Genomic DNA, 23,000 nt, shown 5'->3' on the forward strand with positions numbered 1-23,000 from the left:
CTGTCGCCGCTCAATGGCGACAGCCCCGGTCTCCCGGCACAGAGCGGCGAGATTTCTACGTCGACCAGCGTGTCGCCATTGGGTGGCGAAACGGCTGAGCCCTCGAGCACCGGGACCGTGGGTCCAGCGAAGGCGGGCTTTCTTGCCCGGAATCGGCGAGTCGCGGTCGTGCTGGCGACGGTTGTCGTGGTCGTCGCCGCGGTGACGGTCGCGTTCCAGGTTCTGCCTGGCGGTCGTGGCCAAGCGGAGCCCGGGAACGTCGCGGCGACGTCGGCGCCCGCTCCGGCGAGCGCGGCTGCCTCGTTGCCGCCGTCGGCGTCCGCGGTGCCAGCTCAGCCGGGCGTGCCGCAGCCAGGCGAGTTCGGGCCGTGGGCGTCGCGGACGAGTCAATGGCTCGACATCCCGCTGCGGGCGATGAACGGGTACGCGCAGGCGACCGTCACGCTCAGCAAGGAACAGCCGGAGTGTCACCTTTCCTGGATAACCCTTGCCGCGATCGGGAAGGTCACCAGCGACCACGGGCGTGCGCAGGGTGGCCACATCGGCGACAACGGGACTCTCGGTAAGCCGCTGGGCACCGTCGAAGTCCGCGACTTCTACCACCGCGTCGTCTCGACGCCGGGTGCTGCCGGGCCGTTGCAGCTCTCCCCCGAGGTGTGGTCGAAGTGGCAGCGGAGCGCGTCCGGCGGCAAGCCGGACATCCAGAACGTCGACGACGCGGCCCTCACCGCCGGCCGGGCGCTGTGTGCGAATGGTCGCGATTTGGCGACGGACTGGTGGAACGGCGTCGCCACGCTAGAACCGGCGCCGGTCGTCCTGCACCGGACGCTCGCGACGATGAACGTCTACGGCACGGTCGGCCAAAGCGCCCAGCCGCCGAACCCGGCAGTCCTGACCGCGGTCGACTTCGCGATCGACCAGATCGGGCTCCCCTATGTCTGGGGCGGCAACGGCACCCACGACGCGGATCCCGGATTCGACTGCTCGGGCCTGACGACAGCCGCGTACGCGAGCGCGGACATCAAACTGATGCGCACGGCCGACACGCAGTTCCGCAGCGTCACCCGCGTGAACGAGCCGCAGCTGGGCGACTTGATCTTCTACGGCGAGCCGGCCACGAAGATCCATCACGTGGGGCTGTACATCGGGAACCAGCAGATGATCGACGCGCCCCAAACCGGGCAAGCGGTGCAGGTTCATCCGTACCGGAAGCCGGGCGACGACTACGCGGGTGCCGGGCGGCCTACTGCTTGACGCCGTCCGGGCCGGCCACGGTGTTGCCGTGCCGGTCCGCCGTGCGCGGCAGAGCGGACGCGGTCGTCTCGTTGAGACTGCTCGGCTAGGACTCCCGGGTCGTTGCGGGTCGGCTCGGGTATCTGCGACCGCTCGCCAATTGGCTCGCCGGCGCGGATACCCGAGCCTTCTCGTTCACCCGGGCGGGGTTCCGCACTCGGTCATCCCGGTGCGAAACCTCGTTACCGCCGGACTCAGGTCTCGGATCGCGGGACGTCGAGGGTCCGCTTGACGACGTCCAGGCCGCGCGACATCGCGTCGGCCATCGGTGCAGCGAGCGTCTCCGGGAGTACGTCGCGGATCCACACCAGCCGGCACCGTTGCGCGCCATCCGCGATGATCTGCATGGAAGCGTTGTCATGTTCTGGTTTAACGGTGCCGTCGACGACCGAGTAGACGATGCGGCGCGCGTCGTGGTCGACCGCGACGCGTCGTTCGCGGACCACAGTGCCGTCGGCGAAGGTGACGACTCGGCAGTCGGCCTCTGGGCGGGTGTCCGTCACGAAACCGGGGGCCATGCGCGAGGGGCCGGCGGTGAAATCGCCGATCACCTCCCACACGGCCTCGGCATTGGACTCGATCGTGATTTCCTTGCGGATGGAAGCCATCTCTCCTGCTTGTCTCGTCAGCGGATCAGTCGCGTGCGGCCAGGCACAGAAGGTGCCCCTGCGGATCGGCCAGGACCACCCATTGGCCTTCGCCGGGTTGAAAGTCGGGCTGCCTGGCGCCGAGTTCGCGCAGCCGGGCGATGGTCGTGTCCAGGTCGGACACCAGAAAGTCCAGGTGGGCTTGCTTCCCGGGGCCAGGCCAGGCGGGCGGTTGATAGCCCTCGACCCGCACGAAGGCGAGCTGGAGCTCACCGTCGCCCAGGTAGACGGAGTCCTCGTCGCTGGCGGTCGTCGGCCAGCCGGTGATTTCTTGGTAGAACTCGGCCAGTGCTGCGGGATCGGCGCAGTCGAGCACGACTGTGGCGAGTTGGACCAGTGCGGGCATGGCGTACCTCCTCGGGTTCGGTCTGCACCAGCCTGCGCCGAAGCCGCTGTCCGGTCTTGAAGATCTTTGCGGAATTGTCAGACCCTCCGCATAGCCTGCGACGGTGCTGTCCTTTGAAGCTCTCGCGACTCGTACGGAATTCGCCGTCGCTGCGGTGGACTGCCAAGACGACCACCGCGGATGGTCGGCCGAGCAGCCGCGCGACGACGTGCGGCTCGTCCTCGTGCGCGAGGGCGGGTTTCGCCGACGGGTGCGCGGCGTCGACGTGGACCTTGATCGCACTGTCGGTTACCTCGGACTGCCGGGCGAGGAGGAACATTTCGCCCACCCGGCAGGCGGTGACAAGTGCACGTCGATCAGCTTGACCCCTGAGTTCTGGCGCGCCTTCGCGGGCGATGCACCCCGGTTGGCTCGCGGATCGTTGTATGTGGACGGCAGGCTCGAACTTGCCCACCGCCAAGTCCTCGCGACGGCGCGCACTGCTGGCGACGCGGGCGAGGAAGGGCTGGCCGAACTCGTGGCAGAGGCCGTTCGGCAGGTGGTGGTGTCGACTTTTCCGGACAGTGGCCGGGCGGGGGTCCACGACAGGGCGCTGGCAGCTCGGGCCCGCGCTGCGATCAACGACGGTCATCCGGCTGCGGACGGACTAGTTTCGCTCGCGGCGTTGCTGGACGTCTCGCCTTATCGGCTGAGTCGGGTTTTCCGTCGCGAGCTAGGGGTTTCGTTGACGCGCTATCGAAACCGGGTCCGGGTTTCCCGTGCGATGGACCGGCTGGCGAGCGGCGAGCCGAGTCTGGCGGTCCTTGCCGCCGACCTCGGTTTCGCCGACCAAGCACACTTGTGCCGGACGGTTCGTGAGCACTTGGGTCATACGCCGACCGCGTTGCGCGGGCTGCTCAGGCCGGGTGGCCGCGGGTAGGCCCATACGATCAGAGGTCCGAGAACCCAAAGTCAGCTGGACCGCTCGCCTAGTGCCGCGACCAGGCGCTTCGCTGCGGCATCGAGCGCGGGACTGTGCTGCCCCGCCCGGTATCGGCGCGCAGCAACGATAATCGCGGCCGCCACGGTTGCCCGGTCGAAGACCGGGACGGCGATCGCGCGGATGTCCGGGTCGGCCAGCCCGTCGCTGCGGGCGATCCGCTGCGCCCGGATCGTCGGCAGTTCAGCGTGGAACGCCTGGACCAGCTCGACGTTCGGCTCAGCTCGTAGCAGCTCTTCCCGGTCACGGTCCGCGGCGAAAGCCAGCAGCAGCCGGCCAGCCGCTGTCCGGAGGGCTGGACGCGGCGCGTGTTCGTCGGTGACCCGTTGGATCCGTTGCGGCGCACGCGGACCCGCGTGGTCGAGGTACAGCACCTGCCGTCCGACCAGCACCGCGAGGGCCAGCGGAGCGCGGGCCGTCTGGCTGAGCCGTTCGAGTTCGCCGTGGTGCAAGCCCGCCGGGGCGGTGAAAGCGCCTGCCAGCAGTCCCAGTACTTGCGGGCGCAGGCCCAGCCGGTATCGCCGGTCCTCGGCGACCAGGTATCCGCAGGCGCGAAGTTCCTGGACCAGGTCCTGAGTGGAACTGACCGGGGCGTCGACGGCGGCCGCGATTTCGGACAACGTCAACGGAACTGGCGCGCGAGCCACGACATCGAGGATCTGATCCGCTCGCCTGAGCGCGCGTTGTCCGGCCATGGCCACACTTTACGCATATCCGGAAAGACGCTCAGCGGTGCCGAGACCGCGAAATGCTGGTGTCATGAGCGAAGAAATCGTTGCCGCGCTAGCGGCGGACCTGGGTGTCGAGGCAGGAAAAGTCCAGATCGTGGGAGCCGATCCGGTGACGCCGTCGCCGCACCGGCTCGGCGAATCGGCCGCGGCCGCGATCGCCCTTTTCGGGCAGCAGATCGCCGCGATCGCGGAGACCGGGCAACCGGTCCGGGTGCGTGTTGACGAGGCCGTCGACCAGTTGCGTTCTTCGTATCTGACCACGATCAACGGCCAGCCGGCGCATCATCTCGCCGAAGACCCCGCCGCGCTCGGCAACAACGACTTCTACCGGGCACGAGACGAGCGGTGGATCTTTCTCATCACCACGTACCCGCACCAGCGCGACGCGGTGTGCAAGGTGCTCAACTGCCCGCCGTCGCGGGATCGGATCGCTGAAGCTGCCCAGCATTGGGACGCGTTCGCGCTTGAGGACGCAGTGTGCGCGGCCGGCGGTGTCGCGGCGGTTGTGCGCAGTGCCGAAGAATGGCGCGCGTCAGCCGTCGGACAGGCGAGTCTGGCTCATCCGGTGATCCGGCTGGAGCGCATCGGCGACGCCGAGCCGCGCCCGTTGCCGGAAACCGGCCACTGGCCCCCGCTCGGCGGGTTGCGGGTGCTTGACCTCACGCATGTCATCGCGGGTCCGTTCGCGACCAAGCTGCTCGCCGCGTTCGGGGCGAACGTTCTGCATGTCACGCGTCCGGACCTGCCGGACCCTCAGGCGATGATCGCGCTGACCGGCGGCGGCAAGCGCAACGCCTACTGCGACCTCCGCGAGCCGGGCCAGGCGGATCGGCTCGGCGAGCTCTGCGCCGAGGCTGACGTCTTCGTCAACGCCTACCGCGGGATGACCGCCCGGGGTTTCGACGCGGAAACCCTCGCTGCGCGGTCTCCGGGCCTCGTCGCGCTCGATTTTCACTGCTGGGGCGCGGACGGGCCGTGGGCGCGTCGTGGCGGATTCGATCAGTTGGCTTGCGCCGCCACGGGATTCGCACAAGCTGAGGCGCGGGACGGGATTCCGTCGTTGCCGCCGACCTACTTGCTCAACGACTACCTGGCCGCCTACCTCGGTGCTGCCGGGGTGCTGGCGGCCGTGCGCCGACGCGCCGTCGAAGGGGGCAGCTGGCGAGTGCGGGTCGAGCTGGCGCGAGTGTGCACCTGGGTGCAGGAGCTCGGCGTGTTTCCGCTGGAGCAGGTCCGCCATCTCCCCCGGCCGGATGCGCCGGCGATCGGTCGGCACCCGACCCAGGGTCCGATGGGCACGATCGTCGAACCTGCTCTGCCACTGGACTTCGGCGGGTTGCCGACGCCTGTTCCGAAGCCTCCGCATCTGCTGGGAACGTCGCCGTTGGCGTGGTGAACGTCGTCGTTGGCGTGGTGCACATCGGCGTTCCGGGCGGTTTGGTCGCCGTTGCGATCGTCGCAGGCAGGGCAAGACCGGGGGTTCGCGGGGTTGCGACGTCGCGACAGCCCGGTCGGCGGTCGGTGCGAATCGATCGCCGTTGCGGATGCTCCCGGCGGCACCGATCCGCGGCGACGATCGAACCGGCTTCCTCGCCAGCTCCGAGCCACGATTGCGATGTCCACGGCCAATGCGCGTGTCAGGCCTGGCAGCCCGGACGATCGGGACGTTTACGTCGCCGGTCCGAGCGGATTGTCGATAACGCACCGCCAGCGGCCGTCCGCGCCTTCCCTGGCGACGGCGGCGGCAGGCCCGCGGCCCGGTCAGTTTTGCCGAATCAGGTCGACGGAGACCTCCCAAAGCTGTTGCGCTGCCATCGGGTCGCACGCCCACTGCTTGACGGCATGGCTGTTGCCGGCCAACTCCGCTTCGTCGGCGACGGTGGCCGCTTCGTTGCAGTCGTCGAGGTAATGCCCGCCGCTGCGCGCGAACTCCGGCGCGGTCGCTGCGACGAGCGTGGTCGCCGCGCCTTGTTCGACGGTCTTGTAGGCGAAAACGCCGGCCGCCTCCAACCGGTCCAGGTGATCCTTCATCTCCTGGGTAAAATCTCGTTGCAGGCCAGTGGAAACGCCGCCGGGATTGACCGCGTTGGCGACGATGCCGTCCGCTGCCCACCGCCGCGTCGCCTCTACCGTGAACAGCGAGTTCGCCGTTTTCGACTGCCCGTAGGCCAGTTGCGGGTCATAGGCGCGACGGACGAAGTGCAGATCCTCGAAGACCACCGGCGAGTACATGTGCGCCCCCGAGGTCAGCGCGACGATCCGCGCGCCGCCGCGTTCGGCCGCGCCGGCGGCGAGCGCGCGATGCAATCCGGCGGCCAGTGCGAAGTGGCCGAGGTGATTGGTCGCGAACTGCAGCTCCCAGCCTTGCCGGGTGCGGCCCAGCGTCGACAGCATGACGCCGGCGTTGTTGATCAGCAGGTGCAGTGGCCCCTCCCAGCGGTCAGTGAACCGGGCGATGGCGGCCGGGTCGGCGAGGTCGAGGCGAGCGGACTGGACTGCCGGATTTCCGGTGGTCGCGGTGATGTCGGCAGCGACGGCGGCGCCGCGTGCGGGATTGCGCACGGCGAGGGTGACTTCGGCTCCGGTTGAGGCGAGAGCGCGGGCCGTTTCGCGGCCGAGGCCCGACGTGGCGCCGGTGACGATCGCCCGGACCCCCGCGAGGTCAAGCCCGGCCACGACGTCGTCGGCGGTGCTGCCAGCTCCGAAGGAAGTGCGGATCAACGAGTGGTGCGACATGCCCCGACTATACGTCTTGAACAGATCTTGTATAGTGGGTTTATGACCGATCGGCGGACTCAGGTACTGGAGTCGGCGCTGCAGGTCTTCGCGCGCTACGGCTATCGCAAGACATCGATGGACGACGTCGCGAAGGCTGCCGACATCTCGCGCCCGGGACTGTATTTCCACTTTTCGTCCAAACCGGAGCTGTTCCGCGCCACCGTCCAGCACTCGCTCGAAGACGGTGTCGAGGCCGCGCGGCGTTCCCTCGCCGATTCCGGGCAGTCGCTGCCCGAACGGCTGGCCGAGGCGTTCGACCAGTGGTGCGGCCGGTACGTCGGACCGATGTCCGCGGAGATCGACGTGCTCGTGGACGCGAACCCGGATCTGCTCGGCGACCTTCCCGCCGAGTACCCGCGGCGCTTCCGCGACATCGTCGCGGAAGCGATCGGCGGCGACCGCGCGGACGCGGTGGCCGACACGCTGATCAGCACGGCGGCCGGGATCAAGCACAACGCCGTCACCCGGGACGAGTTCCGCACCCGGATGACGATCGCGATCGACCTCTACTGCGGGCGTTGACCTAGCCGCCCCTAGCCGTCCCTGGCCACTCCTTCGACCGCCCGCACGTCTTCCCGGCCGGGCCGCGTCGGCGTCCGGCGATACCTCACCCTCGCCGAGTCAGTCCCAGTAGTTGAACAGTGCCTCGCCGACCGTCACGGGCTTCCAGTGCGCGACGTCGGCGGGCAGCAGATGGGGCCACTCCGCGGCCACGAAACTGCGTTCGAGATCAGCGGGGGCGAGCACACGGAACTCCGCGTAGCCGGCGAGGACGGCGGACAGCTCCGGTTCGTCGACGAACTCGAGCGGGCTCCAGTCCCGGGTCGGCGTGAAGTCGAACGAGCGCGGGCGGGCGATCGCAAGCACCGGCAGATCCTGGGCAGCGACGACCGCGACAGTCCGGTCGCGATACTCGACTACCGCTTGCCAGAAATTCGGAGTGGCGCCCGGGATACGGAAATCGGCCAGTGTCCCGCCGGTGAACCGAGCGGACTCGAAGCAGACCCGACGTACCGCGCGCAGATCGACCACTGTCGCAGCGTACCGGCCGATCTCCCGCCGGAGTCGCGGAATGCGCCCGTCATCAACGCCGTACAGCCCTCGTCCTTCCGGAACTCGCGGGTGATCACTGCGCCCTCGATCTCCAGCGGCGGGTCCAATGGCAGTACGCGAGTCGACGTCGCCGTCGCTTGGTCGGCGGGCAGGAGCGCCCAGGTGTCTGGCGCGGCACCGACCGCAACGGACGACGCCCCGCCTTCCCAGTAGGGCCTTCCCTACCGGAAACCCTCCGGTCGCCTGGCGTGTGGGCGGGACTCGTCTTTCCTAGCGTCTTAGCCATGCTGATCTCCCTTCTGTCCAGAACAGCCGCGGTCGTCGCGGCGGGGGCGCTTGCCTTGGGCACAGCTGTCCCGGTGTCGGCTTCAGGCCAGGACGATCGCGGGCGAGTGGTGTCGGCCGTCCACCTGTCCGGGCTGGACCCGGCCAGCGCCAGGGCCGCGCTCGGTCATGCTGGCTTCGACTCAGCTGCCGCGGTCTACGGCGTCGACCTCTACCGGCTCGAGTACCGCACGATCGATGCCGCTGGTCGGCCGACTACGGCCAGCGGGTTGCTGGCACTTCCCCGTAGTCGCGCGCGGGCATTGTGGACGGTCTCGTTCGCGCACGGCACCGAGAGCTACCGGCCGGACGCACCGTCCTCGCTCGAGCCCAGCGGCTTCCTTTCCGCGCCGGCAGTCACTTACGCGGCAGCCGGTTTCGCCACCGTGGCACCGGACTACCTCGGACTGGGCCAGGGGCCTGGCGCGCATCCGTGGATGGACGTCCCCTCCGAAACCACCGCGTCGTTGGATCTGCTGCGCGCGGCTCGGTCCTTCGTGCCTGGCACCGGGCGGAGGCTGGAGCGGAAGGTGCTGGTCACCGGTTTTTCCCAAGGGGCTTCTGCGGCTCTCGGGCTGGCACGAGCGGTCCAAGCCGGGGCGGATCGGCGGTTCGAGCTCGCCGGCGTCGCGCCGATCAGTGGTGCGTACGAATTCCAGCGCGCCGAACTCCCCGCGCTGCTGGACGGGCGGATTACCGGAAAGACCGCGGTCGCCTACACCGCCTACCTGCTTGTTGCCTGGAATCGGCTGCATCACCTGTACCGAAGCCCGGGCGAGGTGTTTCGGGCACCGTATGCCGATCGGGTCGACGCGTTGTTCGACGGCAGCACGCCCGGGCTCAAGATGCTGGCAGCGTTGCCGGACAGCATTTCCCAGTTGCTCACCAGTCGCGGCCTTGCGCTGCTGAAACAACCCAACCAGCAGTTCCGCCAGGCGCTACAGGTCGCGGACAGTGTGTGTGCCGACTGGGCAACGCAGTCGCCGATTCGGCTGTATCAGGCCGCGGGCGACGAGCAGGCCGTCACGGACAACACCGCGGGCTGCCATTCCGCTTTCGCGGCCAGGCAGGTGAACGCACCGGTGGTCGAGCTCGGAACGCCCGACTACCACGGCTCTCGGCACCTCGGTTCCGCTGTCGCCGGGACGGCGGACATCGTGCGGTGGTTCACGCAGGTGTCGCGAGCCGCCTGAAGCGGGCCCGGTCTGGTTGAGACGTTGCGGCCAGACCGGGTGCTCAGGCGAGCGAAACGGCGACTTCTTCCAGGGCGTCCAACGATTCCTGCATCCCGGTTTCCATGCCGGACTCGATGATCGCGTCGCGGAGTTCCTTCGTGGGCGTACGGGTCAGCATGGTCACCGTTGTGCGGCCATCGGATTCGGCGAAAGTCACGGTGACCACCGGAGCATCCACTTCGGACACTTCCGGGGTTTCGTAGACCTCCGTGTGGACCAGCCGCTCGTTCGGGACGATTTCCCGGTACTCGCCGTGGAACGCGACTTCGAAACCGCCGTCCGCGGCCATCACGTAGCGCCAGCGGCCGCCGACCCGCAGGTCGATGTCCACCGACGTGACCGTCCCCCGCTTGCCCGCCCACCAGCGTTTCACCAGTTCAGGCGTGGTCCAGGCGCGGTAGACCTGCCGTGCGGGGGCGGCGAAGTCCCGGGTGATCCGGATCTGGTCGTCAGCGGGCAGGGTCAGTTTCGCGGTGCCGCTCGTCGTTTCCGCCATGATCGTCCTCCTCTGTCGAGCCGATTTCCTCCAGTACGGCGTCCAGCGCCGCGAACCGGTCCTCCCAGGACCGCTCGTAGCGGCGGACCCAGTCGTGAATCGGTTTGAGCGCGGTGCCGTTCAGCCGGTAGAGCCGCTGCCGGCCGTCCTCGCGCACTTGCACCGCGCCGACCTCCCGCAGCACCCGCAAGTGCTTCGACACCTGCGGCTGCCCCAGCCCCAGCAGCCGGACCAGGTCGCCGACCGGACGCTCGCCTCCGGCGAGAACGTCCAGGATTTCCCGGCGCCTCGGTTCGGCTACCGCGTTGAAGACGTCGGTCGTGGTCGCGGCCCGTGCCATGCGCCCATCATATTCCGATATGGGTATGCGTCAAGAGGCGGGCCGGGCACGGACGTGGAAGCGCTCCCCCTGCGGGCCGAAAAGAGCGAGCAGTTCGCAGACGGGCTGGCCTGCGTTGCCGAACCAGTGCGGAACATGGGTGTCGAACTCGGCCACCTCGCCGGGCTGCAGGACAACGTCGTGTTCGGCGAGGCGCAGGCGCAACTGTCCGGAAAGGACATACAGCCACTCGTATCCCTCGTGGACGCGCAGCTCCGGCAGCTCCGCGTGCTGCTCCGGCGGCAGCACGATCTTGTATGCGCGGACTCCGCCCGGCCGGCGCGTGAGCGGCAGGTAGGTGCGGCCCTGCCGGACGAATGGTTTCGGATGCAGGCGCGGGTCTCCGATCGGCGGGGCACCGACGAGTTCGTCCAGCGGGACCTGGTACGCGCGGGCCAGCGCCAGCAGCAGTTCGAGGGTCGGTTTGCGCTGACCGGCCTCCAGCCGCGACAGGGTGCTCACCGAGATGCCGGTGGTTTCCGACAGCCCGGACAGCGTCGCGTTCCGCTGTTTGCGCAGCGCACGCAGTCGCGGGCCGACCGCGTTCAGGACCTCGCCGGGGTCTTGGCCGTCTTCGCTCATGCCCTATTTGCTACTTCGGCAAATATCTTTGTCAAGTCGGCGGGTTCTGCGGATAGTCCGAGGAGCAGCGACGATTCAGGAGGATCCAGTGGACGAGAAGTACGACGTCGTAGTGGTCGGCGGCGGCGCGGCCGGGCTCAGCGCGGCGGTGGCGCTCACCCGGTCGCGACGGTCGGTGCTGGTGGTGGACTCGGGCGAGCCGCGCAACGCGTCCGCTGGACACGTGCACAATTATCTGGCCCGGGAAAACACGCCGCCGGCCGAGCTGCTCGCGATCGGGCGGGACGAGCTGGCCGGTTACGGCGGCGAAGTGGTCCGGCAGACCGTGACGTCGGTGTCCCGCGCCGAGGAAGAGTTCACGGTTTCGCTGGCGGACGGCCGGCGCGTGCGGGCGCGGCGGGTGCTGGTCGCGTCCGGGCTGGCCGACGAGCTGCCCGAGGTGGCCGGACTGGCGCAGCGGTGGGGCCGCGACGTGCTGCATTGCCCGTATTGCCACGGCTGGGAGGCACGCGACCAGGCGATCGGCGTGCTGTCGACCGGGCCGATGACCGTGCACCAGGCGCTGATGTGGCGGCAGCTGACCGACGATGTCGTCGTGTTCCGGCACACGTATGGGGATTTCGACGAGGCGCAGCTGCGGGCGCGGGGAATCCGGATCGTGGACGGACTGGTCGCGGCAGTCGAAACGGAGAGCGGCCAGCTGACCGGCGTCCGGCTCGAATCGGGCGAGGTCGTGGCGCGCGAGGCGTTGGTCGTCGCGCCGAGGTTCACCGCTCGGGCGGATTTCCTTGCGCCGTTGGGCATCGAGCCAGCGCCGGTGGAGGTAGACGGGTTCGTGGTCGGCACAGCGGTGCCGGCGCAGCCGACCGGTACGACGTCGGTGCCGGGGCTGTGGGTCGCCGGGAACGTCACAGACATGCACGCGCAGGTAGTCGTAGCAGCAGTGGCAGGACTCAAGACCGGCGCGGCGATCAATGGGGAACTTGTCATGGAGGAGGCCGAGGCCGCGGCACGGTTGGCGCAGGAGCCGTTCTCGCATGAGATGGAACGCGAGGTCGCGAGGCGGGTCAACGCGCATCAGCACGAGGCGTCGCCGTTCGACCAGAGCTCCTGGGAGGAGCGGTACCGGTCGCGTCCGGAGATCTGGAGCGGGCGGCCGAACGAGCAGCTGGTGACCGAGGCGACCGGTCTCGAACCGGGCCACGCGCTGGACGCCGGCTGCGGCGAAGGCGGCGACGCGATCTGGCTCGCGCAGCGGGGCTGGCAGGTGACGGCAGTCGACTTCTCGGTCACCGCGGTCGAGCGCGGGCGGGCACAGGCCGAGAAACTCGGGGTGGCGGAACGGATTTCCTGGGTGGTCGCGGATCTCGCCGAGTGGGTTCCCGCAGCGAAATTCGATCTGGCGACGTCGCATTTCCTGCATGTGCCGCCGACGGCGCGGAAAGCGGCGTTCGAGAGGCTGGCGGACGCGGTGTCACCGGGCGGGACGTTGCTCGTGGTCGGACACGACCTGACCGACCCGCACGCGTCGCGGCCGCACCTGGCGGACATGGTGTTCACGGCGGAGGAAGTGGCGAAGACGCTGGACTCGTCGTGGGCGTCCGTGGTGACGGAGCTTCGGGAGCGGACGGCTGCCGGGGCGGACGGAGCGGAGATGGCGGCCCGGGACACGGTGCTGGTGGCCCGGAAGGGGTGAGCCGGTCGGGGCCAGGCCCGGCCTGGAGAGTGCTGCGGGCAGTACCGGTCAGCCCCGGCGTGGCAGCACCGCGCCGGGGCTGACAAGGCACGCATCGCGACGGCGCGGACTGCCGCCTGGCATCGGGACAAAGAACCGACCGATGAGTTTTGGCGGTCCCGCCGGTCTACCCCCTGCGAACCGAACCGACCGGAGCAGGGAGCACCTCATGGGCAAAGTGTTGTGGCACGTCGCGATGTCGCTGGACGGCTTCGTAGCGGGCGAAGGCCACGCGATGGACTGGATGTCGGGCGTCAACGTCGCCCCGGGAGTGCACGAAGCGGCCATTGCCCGCATCGGGGCGATTCTCGGCGGACGACGCGGGTTCGACGCCGCAGTGGCGAAGGCACCTGGCCAGGTCGGCAAGCAGCCCTACGGCGGCGGCTGGACCGGGCCGATCTTCGTCCTCACTCATCACCCCGATGACGCGCCCGCGGAAAACGGCATCACGTTTCTCGACTGCGGCCTCCGCGAGGCCGTCGAGACAGGGCTGGAAGCAGCGGGCGGGAAGGATCTCGAGCTGCACAGCCAGGACATCGCACGGCAGTGCCTGGAACTCGGGCTCGTGGACGAGTTCGCCGTGCACCTCCTGCCGGTGATGCTCGGCTCCGGCGTCCGGCTGTTCGACAACCCGGGCGGGCAGCCGGTCCGGTGGCAGCGGATCTGGGACGGGGACCCGGTGCGGGCGGTCGATCTGCGGTACGCACCGGCCCGCTAGTCCCGGTCAGCGGGACGGCGCGGCATCCGAATGGCCGATGGCCTCCACGCGACTATTGGTCTATACCACATGGACAGGGTTTTTCCGCCCGCCGGTCCTCACCGTGGAGGTTCCACTCATGCGTCTCCCCCGGAAACTGGCCGCCGCGTTCGGCGGGTTGCTGGCTGTCGCCGGGTTGGCGGTGCCTTCGGGCACCGCCAACGCAGCCAGTGCTTCGATTCCGCTCGCACCGTATGTGGACATGGGAGCTTGGCCGACTCCGGTGCTCTCCACCATGTCCGCACAGAGCGGCGTCAAGAGTTTCTCGCTCGGTTTCGTCACCGGAGCAGGCTGCAAGGCCAGCTGGTTCGCCGCCTACGATCCCCGGCAAGGCTGGCAATCCGACGAAATCGCCAAGATTCGCGCAGCGGGCGGGGACGTCAAGGTCTCCTTCGGCGGCGCGTCCGGCGTCGAGCTCGCGCAAGCGTGCGGCGACGTCGATTCGCTGGCCGCCGAGTACGACGCGGTGGTCAAAGCCTATGCCCTCAAGTACATCGACGTCGACATCGAGGGCGCGGCGGTCGCCGATCCGGGCTCGATCCAGAAGCGGTCGCAGGCGCTCAAGAAGGTCCAGGACGCCAATCCCGGTCTGAAGATCTCGCTGACACTGCCAGTGCTGCCCAGCGGCCTCACCTCCGACGGGCTGAACGTGGTGACCTCGGCCAAGAACGCCGGCGTGAACCTCGACTTGGTGAACGTGATGGCGATGGACTACTACCAGGGTGCCGGCGACCAGGGTGCCAAGGCGATCCAGGCGGCGCAATCCACGCAGGCGCAACTGAAATCCGCGCTCGGACTGTCCGATGCGGACGCCTGGCAGAAAGTCGGGCTCACTCCGATGATCGGCGTGAACGATTCGCAGAACGAGATCTTCTACCAGAAGGACGCCACCGCGGTGGTGGACTTCGCCCGCAGCGTCCACTTGGGAATGCTGTCGATGTGGGAGGTCGGCCGCGACGCGAACGCGTGCACCGGCGCGCTGTACAAGTGCACCAACGTTCCCCAGCAGCCGTACGAGTTCTCGAAGATTTTCGCCGGCTACACCGGATGAGACGGGCGCGGCCCGGGCCCGGCGCGGGACCCGGGCCGCGACCGGAAATCAGGGCAGGTAGTACATCGGGTTCGGCAGCTTCACGGGACGGTCGGCGTAGCCGCCTTCCAGGTCGCTGAACTGGTCGCCGAGGTTCAGCACGATGTGCGCGCCGGTCGCCTGGATGTGCGCCCGGGTGCCCGACTTGTACTGCACGGTGTTGCAGGTCAGCCCGCACGGAAGGTAGTCCGGCGGGGTCGTCTTCGGCTTGAAGTACGCGCCGGCTGGCGCCGGGTAGCCCTCGTTGGCCAGGTTCTTCAGCGACTGCGGACCCTGCCGGTCGTTGCGGCCGGTCAGGAAGTAGACCCGCACGCCGTGGCCGGCGGCCCAGTTCGCCAGCTCCAGCACCGGTTTGTTCGGCCCGAACGTGCCCTCGTCGATGGCCTTCTGCTGCTTCACCGGGTCGAAGCCGAAGTCGTTGTCGACCTCCCAGCCGTAGGTGATCTCGGCGGTGTCGTCCACGTCGAGCACGATCGCCGGGTTCTTCACCGTGCCCAGCTTCTGCTGCAGGAACCGCTTCGCGTCAGCGACCACGCGCTTGGTGTCGGCGACGAACCGGCTGCTTTCGGAGTAGTGGTGCTTGCCGGACGCGTCGATCCAGTCGCCGTAGTACGCCTTGACGTCCAGCTTTGCCTGGCCGACGTTGGCCGGTTCCCGGCCGTGCGCGGCGGTGACGGCGTCCGAACCGGCCAGTGCGGTCGCACCGCCGGCCACGGTGGCGCCGATCGCCGCGGCGGCGGCCAGCTTGACTAGAGCGGGAAAACGAGACACAGCGACCCTCCAGTGATCATTCGGAACCCGGAGAATCTACGCTCCGTCAACCGGAATGAAAACCCTCCGTAGGTATGCGTTCAGCGCGGCACACGAACGCCACCGGCGACCGGCCGATCCGAGTCAGCACCACAGTGGACTCGTCGTGGCCGCGCGGCTTCAGCCTGCGACGCAACGCGTCCGGGTCGACGTCCAAGCCACGCACGAGGATTTCCAGCCGGCCGACGTCCAGCTTCTTCAACGCCTGCCCGAGCGTCTTCTCCCGGTACGGCAGCTGTTCCCGGATCCGGAACGCCCGCACCCCGGGCGGCGGTGTGTCCCCGGTCAGGTAAGCGATGCGTTCGTCCAGCTGCCACAATCCGTGCTGGGCGGCGTAATGCCGGACCAGGCCGGCCCGGACGACCGCGCCGTCCGGATCGATGAGCCACTCCCCGGGATCCCGGACCGGAATGTCATCCGGCAGGGAGTCCGTCAGAGTCCACTGTGTACCGTCCGACCGCAACACGGTCGCCCGGCGCGTGACGCCCGAGGAAACGCCGCGCCACAGACACGCCTCGCGGACTTGACCGTCGAGCGACACGAGTTCGACCTCGTCCGCCCACGGCGCGATGGAGAAGTCCATGCCAGGTGCGCATTTCACGGACAAGATCCGGCCCGGATAGGCGTCGACCAGTTCGTCCAGCGGCGGCAGGAAATCCGCCGGACGCCAGACCCGGCGGCCGGCGGAATCGCGCCGGGCCGGGTCGGCGGCCACCGCGGCATCCCGCGAGACCGGGCGCAATGCGTCCGCACGAGCCACCAGGACCGCAACCTCGGCGACCGCGGCGTTGTGCCGGGCCATTTCCAGCCGCACCGGGTCCACATCGGACCCCAGCGCCACCCGGGCCACCCGGCCCAGTTCGATCAGATCGGCGCCGACCGAACAGGTCACGTCGTGCACGGCCAGGCCGGCCAGCCGCGCGGCGCGATGGCGGGCCACTGGAGTGGCGCTCGCCTGCTGGACGGCATCGCCGGTGAACAGCCAGTCCGAAGAGGACTCCAGCTTTCCGGCGGATTTCCGGCGCAGGGACACGGTCTCCAGCACCGCGGCCGCGCGCTGCTCCCCTACCGCACGCCGCGCGGCAGCGACGTCAGCGATGCGCGACGCGTCCAATTCGGAACAGCCGGCGAGCGCCGCCTTCCCCGCGTCCGAGCGGAGGAAGGCGACGTCGTCGAGCGTGAAACTGTAAGGCAATTCAGGACGGCCGCTTGGTCCCGGTGATCATCACGTTGTAGAACAGTTCGCGCGGCAGCACCTTCGACAGCAGCTTCTTGTCCAAAGCGGACAGCCGCAGCCACAGCCGGTAGGCGAACAGCCGCCAGCGCACCGTGAGCTTCTCCTGCGGCACCGCCGCTTCGAAGGTGCGGATCGGCCAGCCGGCGAGCGCCGCGGAGAACTCCTCGGTCACCGCGCGCACGTCCTGAGCGCCAGCGCCGCGAGCCATCGCTTCCAGCTCCGACGGGTCGAAGGTGTGGATGTCGACCACGGCCTCCAGCGCGGCGGCACGGGATGACTCGTCCAGCTCCTCCTGCGGCCGCCGCCAGCCGCTCAGCGCGGGCAGCTTGGTGATGTTCGTGGTGAGATACCAGGTGACCTGGCCCAGCCGGCGCGCGTACCGGTCGCCGATCTTGGTCGGCTCGCCGGCGAACACGAACCGCCCGCCCGGCTTGAGCACCCGCAGCACCTCGCCGAACGCCTGGCGCACGTCCGGGATGTGGTGCAGCACCGCGTGCCCGACCACCAGGTCGAAGGTGTTGTCGTCGTAGGGGATCCGCTCCGCGTCGGCGACCCGGCCGTCGACGTCCAGGCCGAGGCCCTCGGCGTTGCGCAGCGCGACCTGCACCATGCCCGGTGACAGGTCGGTGACCGAGCCCTTCTTCGCGACGCCGCCCTGCATCAGGTTCAGCAGGAAGAAACCGGTGCCGCTGCCCAGCTCCATCGCGTGCTGGTACGGCTGGCCGTCGTCGCCGGCCACCGCGTTGAACACGTCGGTGGCGTAGGAGATGCAGCGCTCGTCGTAGGAGATCGACCACTTCTCGTCGTAGGTCCCGGCTTCCCAGTCGTGGTAGAGGACGTTCGCCAGCTTCGGGTCGTCGTAGGCGGCTTTGACCTCTTCGGCGGTGGCGTGCGGATTCGGCGCCGGGTCCGACACGGAAGTCACTTCCCCTCGAAGACGGCTTTGCCCGGGCCGTTGTCGATGAACGACTGCATGCCGTTCTTCTGGTCCTCGGTCGCCCACAGTGCGGTGAACAGCTGGGTCTCGATCTTGAGGCCGGTGGCCAGGTCGACGTCCAGCCCGGAGTCGATCGCGGCCTTGGCCGCGCGCAGCGCCACCGCCGGGCCGTTCGCGAACTGCGACGCCCACTTGTGCGCGGCCGCGTACACGTCGTCCGGCGCGACGACCTCGTCGACGATGCCGAGTTTCAGCGCCTCGTCGGCCTTCACGAACCGGCCGGTGAAGATCAGGTCCTTGGCTTTGCTCGGGCCGATCAGCCGGGTCAGCCGCTGAGTGCCGCCGGCGCCCGGGATGATGCCGAGCTGGATCTCCGGCTGGCCGACCTTCACGTTGTCGCCCGCCACCCGGTAGTCCGCGGTGAGCGCCAGCTCCAGGCCGCCGCCGAGGGCGTAGCCGGTGATCGCGCAGACGACCGGCTTCGGGATGTTCGCGACCCGGGCGAGCGACGCGGTCAGCTCGGCGCCGAACTTCGCGATCTCCGGGTAGGTGCGGGAAGCCATCTCCTTGATGTCCGCGCCGCCGGCGAAGGTCTTCTCGCCGCCGTAGAGGATCACCGCGCGCACGTCGTCGCGGTCGGACGCCTCGCGCGCGGCCTCGGCGAGCTCGGCCTGGACCTGATTGTTCAGCGCGTTGACCGGCGGCCGGTCGAGCCGGATCGTGCCGATCCCGCCCTCGACCTCCAGGGTTACGAACTCTCCCACGCGACTCCTCCTCGTGAACGGGCGTTGACGGGCTGCCAAAAGGCTACCGGCCGGTAAGGACAAGCTACCGGCGACGGGCGAAGAACCGCTCGCCCGAGCGCTGCAGCACCAGGTCCTGGTCGAACGTCTTGGACAGGTTCTCGCTGGTGATCACGTCGTCCACCAGCCCGGACACCACCGCGCGGCCCTCGCGCAGCAGCAGCGCGTGCGTGAAGCCGGGCGGGATCTCCTCGACGTGGTGGGTGACCAGCACCATCGCCGGCGCGTCCGGGTCCATCGCCAGTTCGGACAGCCGGGCCACCAGGTCCTCGCGGCCGCCGAGGTCGAGGCCGGCCGCCGGCTCGTCGAGCAGCAGCAGCTCCGGGTCGGTCATCAGCGACCGGGCGATCAGCACCCGCTTGCGCTCGCCCTCGCTCAGCGTGCCGAAGGTGCGCTCGGCCAGATGTCCGATGCCGAGCGCGCCGAGCAGCTCGCCGGCCCGGTCGATGTCCATCCGGTCGTACTGCTCGCGCCAGCGGCCCATCACCGCGTAGCCGGCGCTGACCACGACGTCGGACACCTTCTCGTCGCCCGGCACCCGCTGGGCGATCGCGGCGGAGGTGAACCCGATGCGCGGGCGCAGGTCGAAGATGTTCACCTTGCCGATCCGGTCGCCGAGCAGGTCGAGCGTGCCGGAGGTGGGGTGCAGCTCGGCGGCGGCCAGCCGGAGCAGAGTGGTCTTGCCCGCGCCGTTGGGGCCGAGCACCACCCATCGCTCGTCCAGCTCGACCGCCCAGTCCAGGGCCGCGAGGAGGTCGTTTCCGGTGCGGCGGACGCCGACACCGGACATCCGCACGACGAGGTCGTCGGGATCGCTGGGCAGGATCGGCTCGCTCACGGCCCCATTGTGGCGGTCGCCCGCGCACCCGTGCGCACCCGCCCGGGGGTAACCGTCCAGCGGCTGGGACAAGCGGCCGTACAACGGACGGTTGTGGCAGCATCGAAGGCATGTCCAGGTCCGTGACCGCCGCCGCGCCCGCTCTGTGGCGCCGTCGTGCGATCGACCTGCTCCTGGTGGCTTCCAGCGGATGTACCCGGGCGCGGCGCTGAGCCCTTCGCCGGCGCGGCGCGCTGTGCCCGGCCCATTCCGACTCGCCCCAGGAGCACCCCGTTGACCACGTCCATCGTCCGCCACGACGTCGAAATCCATCCCCGGCTGACCGATCCGCTGCTCGCCGAGCTGCTGCACCCGTCGCGGCTGCTGTGGACGCCGCGCGAGCTGGCCGGCCTGACCCGCGCCGTCGCCACGGAACTGACCACCGGCCTGCGCGGCATTCTCCGGTTCGATGAAGACCAGCGCTGGTGGGCACGGCTCGCGCTGACCGGCGGCGTCGAGCTGTGGCTGCTGTCCTGGCTGCCCGGCCAGCACACGAAACCACACGACCACGGCGGCGCGGCTGGCTCGTTCACCGTGCTGCAGGGCGAACTCGGCGAGGAGTACCGCTACCCCGGCGGCCCGGTCCGCCGCCGCACGCACGCCGCCGGCGAGGGCATCGGGTTCGGCGCCGGGCGCGCGCACCAGGTGCTCGGCGTCAGCGACGAGCCCGCGGCGAGCGTGCACGCTTACTCGCCGCCGTTGGTGCAGACGCGCGAGTATGCGAGCCTGGCCGACGTGCCGAACGAAATTCCGCCGCTGCCCTCGATCGTGCGGCCGTGACCGCGATCGACCGTTTCCTCGCCGCCGCCCGGTCCGCTCTGGACCGGGCGGAGCCGGCGCGGGCGGCTCAGTTGCAGGCGGACGGCGCGCTGATCGTGGACATCCGGCCGCACGCGAACCGGGCCGCCGAAGGGGAAATCCCGGGCTCGGTCGTGGTGGAGCGGATCCATCTGGAGTGGCGGCTGGCGCCGGACAGCGAGTGGCGGCTGCCCGGGGTCACCGCGGAGACGGTCGCGGTGGTGGTGTGCAACGAGGGCTACGCGTCAAGCTTGGCGGCGGCGGATCTGCAGCGGCTCGGGCTGGCCGGGGCGACGGATCTCGTCGGCGGCTTCCGGGCCTGGGCCGCGGCCGGACTGCCGGTCCAGGCGGGCGGCTCCCCGGCGGTCCGGTAGCCGCCGGTCCGGGCGTGGCTGCGCGGCGGTCCGTGAAGGGAACATCGAGGGACTCTGAGTACCTCAATGTTCCCTTCACGGCATCTCAGTCCCTCAAGGGGCCCTTCACCGACGACCGGCGCTGCGACGCGGGTCAGGCCAGGACGACCCGGGCCAGTTCCGCGGGGCTGGCCAGCAGCCGGTGCTTCGGCAGTACCCGCACGGTGTAGCCGACCGAGCCGGCGCGCGGCAGCCGCAGGGTCGCGGCGAACGCGCCGATGCCCGCCGGGGCCATCTCGACCTGGACCGAATCGGCGAGTTCGTCGCCGTCGCCTACCTGGCCGACCACCGCCTGGATATCCACTTCGGACGGTTCGAGGCCGGCCAGGTCGATCCGGGCCCGGATGGTCACCTCGGTGCCCACCACGAGCCGTTCGGTGTGGTCGTACTCGAGTTCGGCGTCGAAGATCCGCACCCGCGGCCAGGCGACCTCCAGTTTGGTCCGGTAGTCGGCCAGCGAAAGCGCGCCCTGGTTGCCGTCCTCGGTCGCGGCGGCGACCATCCGCGAGGCAGGCAGGTAGCCGGAATCCACGTACTCGCGCACCATCCGGGAGGCCTGCACGCGCGGGCCGAGCGTTTCCAGCGTGTGCCACACCATCGACAGCCAGCCGGTCGGCACTCCTTCCGCGCCGGTGTCGTAGTACAGCGGCGCGATCTGCTGGCCCAGCAGGTCGTACAAGGCGGCGGCTTCGAGGTCGTCGCGGCGCAGCGGGTCGGTGACGCCGTCGGCGGTCGGGATGGCCCAGCCGTTCGAGCCGTCGTAGCACTCGTCCCACCAGCCGTCCTTGATGGACAGGTTCAGGCCGCCGTTGAGCGCCGACTTCATCCCGGACGTGCCGCACGCTTCCAGCGTCCGCACCGGGTTGTTGAGCCACACGTCGCAGCCGCGGTAGAGGTAGCGGGCCATCGACATGTCGTAGTCCGGCAGGAAGACGATCCGGTGGCGCACCTGCGGATCGTCGACGAAGCGCACGATCTGCTGGATCAGCTGCTTGCCGTTCTCGTCCGCCGGATGCGACTTGCCGCCGATCACGATCTGGATCGGGCGTTTCTCGTCCAGCAGCAGCGCGCGCAGCCGGTCCGGGTCGCGCAGCATCAGTGTGAGCCGCTTGTACGTGGGCACGCGGCGGGCGAAGCCGACGGTGAGCACGTCCGGATCGAAAACCCGGTCCGTCCAGCCCAGTTCGAGCGCCGACGCGCCGCGCTGCATCCACGCCGCGCGCACCCGTCGCCGGACCTCGCCCACCAGCTTCTCCCGCAGCTCGCGGCGCAGTTCCCACAGCTGCTGGTCGGTGACGCCGTCGCGCAGCGAACTGCCCGGAGTGCGGCCCTCGTGACCGAACTCCTCGTGGTTGCCGCCGAGCAGCGCGCTCAGCTCGCGAGCCACCCAGGTCGGCCCGTGCACGCCGTTGGTGATGGACGAGATCGGCACCTCGTCGTCGTCGAAACCGGGCCACAGGCGGGAGAACATCCGGCGCGTGACGCGTCCGTGCAGTTCGGACACGCCGTTCGCGCGCTGCGCCAGCCGCAGCCCCATGTGCGCCATGTTGAACAGGCCCGGGTTGTCCTCCGCGCCGAGCTGCAGGACGCGCCGCACGTCGACGTCCGGGACCAGGCGGCCGTCGGAGAAGTAGCGCTGCACCAGGTCGACCGGGAAGCGGTCGATGCCCGCGCTGACCGGCGTGTGCGTGGTGAACACCGTGCCGGCGCGGACCGCGGGCAGCGCCTCGTCGAAGGCGAGCCGGTCGGTCTGGACGATCTCGCGGGCGCGCTCCAGGCCGAGGAATCCGGCGTGGCCCTCGTTGGTGTGGAAGACCTTCGGCTGCGGGTGCCCGGTCAGCTCGCAGAACTTCCGCACCGCGCGGAAGCCGCCGATGCCGGCCAGGATCTCCTGCCGGATGCGGTGGTCGGCGTCGCCGCCGTACAGCCGGTCGGTGACCGAGCGAAGGTCCTCGTCGTTGCTTTCGATGTCGGTGTCGAGCAGCAGCAGCGGGATCCGGCCGACGCGCGCCCGCCACATCTGCGCGTGCAGGTCGCGTCCGCCCGGCATGGCGACCTCGACGAGCACCGGGCGGCCGCCTTCGGCGACCAGCTCCAGCGGGAACGCGTTCGGGTCGATCACCGGGTAGTGCTCGACCTGCCAGCCGTCCAGCGACAGGCCCTGGCGGAAGTAGCCGGACCGGTAGAGCAGACCCACGCCGATCATCGGCACGCCGAGGTCGGAAGCGGCTTTGAGGTGGTCGCCGGCGAGCACGCCGAGGCCGCCGGAGTAATTCGGCAGCGCCTCGGTGACGCCGAACTCCATCGAGAAGTAGGCGACCGCCCGCGGCAGGCCCTCGTCGGTGCGCCGCTGATACCAGCGCGGTTCGGTGAGGTAGCGCTCCAGGTCGGCGGCCGCCTCGTGGGTGCGCTGCAGGAAGTCCGCGTCGCGGGCCAGCTCTTCGAGGCGCTCCGGCGGCAGCGCGGTGAGCATCCGCAGCGGGTCGCGGATCTTGTTGAACAGCTCGGCGTCCATCGAGGCGAACAGGTCGCGGGTCGGCGGATGCCACGTCCAGCGGAGATTGGTCGCGAGTGCGCCGAGCCCGGCGAGCGGCTCGGGCAGGCTGGCGCGGACGGTGAACCGGCGGACTGCACGCATGGTCAGCGACAATATCCGGCTCGGCCGCGGCCCGCTTCGGGGATTGTCCGCGCGCCGCGCCC

The 23,000-nt window shown here is 69.7% G+C and carries 24 protein-coding genes; 10 read left to right on the forward strand and 14 right to left on the reverse strand.

The features are described from left to right. Positions 1-168: 168 nt before the first annotated feature. Entirely contained in the window at positions 169-1,254 is a 1,086-nt protein-coding gene (locus tag AMYBE_RS0123895) for a C40 family peptidase (protein WP_020661918.1), read from the forward strand. Positions 1,255-1,487: 233 nt separating this feature from the next. Here the strand turns inward: AMYBE_RS0123895 and AMYBE_RS0123900 are convergent, their stop codons facing one another. Both AMYBE_RS0123900 and AMYBE_RS0123905 read right to left on the reverse strand, forming a co-directional pair. After that, positions 1,488-1,901 carry an SRPBCC family protein gene (locus AMYBE_RS0123900; RefSeq protein ID WP_020661919.1) on the reverse strand — a complete coding sequence of 138 codons (414 nt, stop codon included), beginning with the start codon at positions 1,899-1,901 and terminating at the stop codon, positions 1,488-1,490. Between the two features lie 25 nt (positions 1,902-1,926). Beyond that, complete coding sequence (locus AMYBE_RS0123905) at positions 1,927-2,286, reverse strand: VOC family protein (protein WP_020661920.1); 360 nt, start codon at positions 2,284-2,286, stop codon at positions 1,927-1,929. Positions 2,287-2,389: 103 nt separating this feature from the next. Between AMYBE_RS0123905 and AMYBE_RS0123910 the strand changes: the two genes are divergently transcribed. Next, on the forward strand, positions 2,390-3,205 hold the full coding sequence (locus AMYBE_RS0123910; protein WP_020661921.1) for a helix-turn-helix transcriptional regulator: 816 nt from the start codon (positions 2,390-2,392) through the stop codon (positions 3,203-3,205). 32 nt (positions 3,206-3,237) lie between these two features. Here AMYBE_RS0123910 and AMYBE_RS0123915 read toward each other — a convergent pair whose 3' ends face one another. After that, on the reverse strand, positions 3,238-3,960 hold the full coding sequence (locus tag AMYBE_RS0123915; protein WP_020661922.1) for an IclR family transcriptional regulator: 723 nt from the start codon (positions 3,958-3,960) through the stop codon (positions 3,238-3,240). Between the two features lie 64 nt (positions 3,961-4,024). On the opposite strand from AMYBE_RS0123915, the gene AMYBE_RS46695 reads away from it, so the two are divergent. Then, on the forward strand, positions 4,025-5,392 hold the full coding sequence (locus AMYBE_RS46695; protein WP_020661923.1) for a CoA transferase: 1,368 nt from the start codon (positions 4,025-4,027) through the stop codon (positions 5,390-5,392). Between the two features lie 365 nt (positions 5,393-5,757). On the opposite strand, the gene AMYBE_RS0123925 is transcribed toward AMYBE_RS46695, so the two are convergent. After that, a complete protein-coding gene (locus AMYBE_RS0123925; protein WP_020661924.1) occupies positions 5,758-6,732 on the reverse strand; it encodes an SDR family NAD(P)-dependent oxidoreductase in 975 nt (324 codons plus the stop codon). A gap of 42 nt (positions 6,733-6,774) precedes the next feature. Between AMYBE_RS0123925 and AMYBE_RS0123935 the strand changes: the two genes are divergently transcribed. Next, entirely contained in the window at positions 6,775-7,296 is a 522-nt protein-coding gene (locus tag AMYBE_RS0123935; RefSeq protein WP_020661925.1) for a TetR/AcrR family transcriptional regulator, read from the forward strand. Positions 7,297-7,395: 99 nt separating this feature from the next. Here AMYBE_RS0123935 and AMYBE_RS0123940 read toward each other — a convergent pair whose 3' ends face one another. Then, positions 7,396-7,806 carry a hypothetical protein gene (locus AMYBE_RS0123940; RefSeq protein ID WP_020661926.1) on the reverse strand — a complete coding sequence of 137 codons (411 nt, stop codon included), beginning with the start codon at positions 7,804-7,806 and terminating at the stop codon, positions 7,396-7,398. A 305-nt stretch (positions 7,807-8,111) separates the two neighbouring features. Here AMYBE_RS0123940 and AMYBE_RS42230 point away from each other — a divergent pair, with 305 nt between their 5' ends. Continuing rightward, the gene (locus AMYBE_RS42230; protein ID WP_034287213.1) at positions 8,112-9,344 is read left to right on the forward strand and encodes an alpha/beta hydrolase family protein; all 1,233 of its coding nucleotides are present in this window, start codon (positions 8,112-8,114) and stop codon (positions 9,342-9,344) included. Positions 9,345-9,387: 43 nt separating this feature from the next. Here AMYBE_RS42230 and AMYBE_RS0123950 read toward each other — a convergent pair whose 3' ends face one another. The 3 genes from AMYBE_RS0123950 to AMYBE_RS0123960 are packed head-to-tail and all read right to left on the reverse strand — an operon-like array spanning position 9,388 to position 10,843. Further along, entirely contained in the window at positions 9,388-9,882 is a 495-nt protein-coding gene (locus tag AMYBE_RS0123950) for an SRPBCC family protein (protein WP_020661928.1), read from the reverse strand. Next, positions 9,836-10,222: an ArsR/SmtB family transcription factor gene (locus AMYBE_RS0123955; protein ID WP_020661929.1), complete on the reverse strand. Its 387-nt coding sequence runs from the start codon at positions 10,220-10,222 to the stop codon at positions 9,836-9,838. The genes AMYBE_RS0123950 and AMYBE_RS0123955 overlap by 47 nt, the downstream gene beginning before the upstream one ends. 30 nt (positions 10,223-10,252) lie before the next feature. Continuing rightward, a complete protein-coding gene (locus tag AMYBE_RS0123960; RefSeq protein WP_020661930.1) occupies positions 10,253-10,843 on the reverse strand; it encodes a helix-turn-helix domain-containing protein in 591 nt (196 codons plus the stop codon). A gap of 88 nt (positions 10,844-10,931) precedes the next feature. On the opposite strand from AMYBE_RS0123960, the gene AMYBE_RS0123965 reads away from it, so the two are divergent. From AMYBE_RS0123965 to AMYBE_RS0123975, 3 genes are all read left to right on the forward strand, one after another. After that, on the forward strand, positions 10,932-12,539 hold the full coding sequence (locus AMYBE_RS0123965; RefSeq protein ID WP_020661931.1) for a bifunctional NAD(P)/FAD-dependent oxidoreductase/class I SAM-dependent methyltransferase: 1,608 nt from the start codon (positions 10,932-10,934) through the stop codon (positions 12,537-12,539). A gap of 208 nt (positions 12,540-12,747) precedes the next feature. Beyond that, a complete protein-coding gene (locus AMYBE_RS0123970) occupies positions 12,748-13,296 on the forward strand; it encodes a dihydrofolate reductase family protein (RefSeq protein WP_020661932.1) in 549 nt (182 codons plus the stop codon). A gap of 118 nt (positions 13,297-13,414) precedes the next feature. After that, entirely contained in the window at positions 13,415-14,386 is a 972-nt protein-coding gene (locus AMYBE_RS0123975) for a chitinase (protein ID WP_020661933.1), read from the forward strand. Positions 14,387-14,434: 48 nt separating this feature from the next. Here the strand turns inward: AMYBE_RS0123975 and AMYBE_RS0123980 are convergent, their stop codons facing one another. The 5 genes from AMYBE_RS0123980 to AMYBE_RS0124000 all read right to left on the reverse strand — a co-directional run bounded on the left by AMYBE_RS0123980 (position 14,435) and on the right by AMYBE_RS0124000 (position 19,050). Then, on the reverse strand, positions 14,435-15,196 hold the full coding sequence (locus AMYBE_RS0123980; RefSeq protein WP_020661934.1) for an HAD family acid phosphatase: 762 nt from the start codon (positions 15,194-15,196) through the stop codon (positions 14,435-14,437). A gap of 46 nt (positions 15,197-15,242) precedes the next feature. Next, entirely contained in the window at positions 15,243-16,430 is a 1,188-nt protein-coding gene (locus AMYBE_RS0123985) for a THUMP-like domain-containing protein (RefSeq protein ID WP_020661935.1), read from the reverse strand. Between the two features lies 1 nt (position 16,431). Beyond that, complete coding sequence (locus AMYBE_RS0123990) at positions 16,432-17,397, reverse strand: class I SAM-dependent methyltransferase (RefSeq protein ID WP_020661936.1); 966 nt, start codon at positions 17,395-17,397, stop codon at positions 16,432-16,434. Beyond that, positions 17,394-18,173, reverse strand: coding sequence for an enoyl-CoA hydratase/isomerase family protein (locus tag AMYBE_RS0123995; protein WP_020661937.1), 780 nt, complete (start codon positions 18,171-18,173; stop codon positions 17,394-17,396). The genes AMYBE_RS0123990 and AMYBE_RS0123995 overlap by 4 nt, the downstream gene beginning before the upstream one ends. Before the next feature lie 64 nt (positions 18,174-18,237). Next, positions 18,238-19,050, reverse strand: a complete 813-nt coding sequence (locus AMYBE_RS0124000) for an ABC transporter ATP-binding protein (RefSeq protein WP_020661938.1) — start codon at positions 19,048-19,050, stop codon at positions 18,238-18,240. Between the two features lie 273 nt (positions 19,051-19,323). Between AMYBE_RS0124000 and AMYBE_RS0124005 the strand changes: the two genes are divergently transcribed. Beyond that, positions 19,324-19,869 carry a cysteine dioxygenase gene (locus AMYBE_RS0124005; RefSeq protein WP_020661939.1) on the forward strand — a complete coding sequence of 182 codons (546 nt, stop codon included), beginning with the start codon at positions 19,324-19,326 and terminating at the stop codon, positions 19,867-19,869. Beyond that, positions 19,866-20,261 carry a rhodanese-like domain-containing protein gene (locus AMYBE_RS0124010; RefSeq protein WP_020661940.1) on the forward strand — a complete coding sequence of 132 codons (396 nt, stop codon included), beginning with the start codon at positions 19,866-19,868 and terminating at the stop codon, positions 20,259-20,261. The genes AMYBE_RS0124005 and AMYBE_RS0124010 overlap by 4 nt, the downstream gene beginning before the upstream one ends. Positions 20,262-20,394: 133 nt before the next feature. Here the strand turns inward: AMYBE_RS0124010 and glgP are convergent, their stop codons facing one another. Beyond that, entirely contained in the window at positions 20,395-22,938 is a 2,544-nt protein-coding gene (gene glgP, locus AMYBE_RS0124015) for an alpha-glucan family phosphorylase (protein WP_020661941.1), read from the reverse strand. Between the last annotated feature and the right edge of the window lie 62 nt (positions 22,939-23,000).

The organism is Amycolatopsis benzoatilytica AK 16/65 (genome assembly GCF_000383915.1).
Classification (GTDB): Bacteria; Actinomycetota; Actinomycetes; order Mycobacteriales; family Pseudonocardiaceae; genus Amycolatopsis; species Amycolatopsis benzoatilytica.

What these genes read in the sequence shown, in the direction of transcription:
- AMYBE_RS0123900 (WP_020661919.1), bottom strand. Translation starts at nt 1,901, where the DNA reads ATGGCTTCCATCCGCAAGGAAATCACGATCGAGTCCAATGCCGAGGCC.
- AMYBE_RS0123905 (WP_020661920.1), bottom strand. Translation starts at nt 2,286, where the DNA reads ATGCCCGCACTGGTCCAACTCGCCACAGTCGTGCTCGACTGCGCCGAT.
- AMYBE_RS0123915 (WP_020661922.1), bottom strand. Translation starts at nt 3,960, where the DNA reads ATGGCCGGACAACGCGCGCTCAGGCGAGCGGATCAGATCCTCGATGTC.
- AMYBE_RS46695 (WP_020661923.1), top strand. Translation starts at nt 4,025, where the DNA reads ATGAGCGAAGAAATCGTTGCCGCGCTAGCGGCGGACCTGGGTGTCGAG.
- AMYBE_RS0123925 (WP_020661924.1), bottom strand. Translation starts at nt 6,732, where the DNA reads ATGTCGCACCACTCGTTGATCCGCACTTCCTTCGGAGCTGGCAGCACC.
- AMYBE_RS0123935 (WP_020661925.1), top strand. Translation starts at nt 6,775, where the DNA reads ATGACCGATCGGCGGACTCAGGTACTGGAGTCGGCGCTGCAGGTCTTC.
- AMYBE_RS42230 (WP_034287213.1), top strand. Translation starts at nt 8,112, where the DNA reads ATGCTGATCTCCCTTCTGTCCAGAACAGCCGCGGTCGTCGCGGCGGGG.
- AMYBE_RS0123950 (WP_020661928.1), bottom strand. Translation starts at nt 9,882, where the DNA reads ATGGCGGAAACGACGAGCGGCACCGCGAAACTGACCCTGCCCGCTGAC.
- AMYBE_RS0123955 (WP_020661929.1), bottom strand. Translation starts at nt 10,222, where the DNA reads ATGGCACGGGCCGCGACCACGACCGACGTCTTCAACGCGGTAGCCGAA.
- AMYBE_RS0123960 (WP_020661930.1), bottom strand. Translation starts at nt 10,843, where the DNA reads ATGAGCGAAGACGGCCAAGACCCCGGCGAGGTCCTGAACGCGGTCGGC.
- AMYBE_RS0123970 (WP_020661932.1), top strand. Translation starts at nt 12,748, where the DNA reads ATGGGCAAAGTGTTGTGGCACGTCGCGATGTCGCTGGACGGCTTCGTA.
- AMYBE_RS0123975 (WP_020661933.1), top strand. Translation starts at nt 13,415, where the DNA reads ATGCGTCTCCCCCGGAAACTGGCCGCCGCGTTCGGCGGGTTGCTGGCT.
- glgP (WP_020661941.1), bottom strand. Translation starts at nt 22,938, where the DNA reads ATGCGTGCAGTCCGCCGGTTCACCGTCCGCGCCAGCCTGCCCGAGCCG.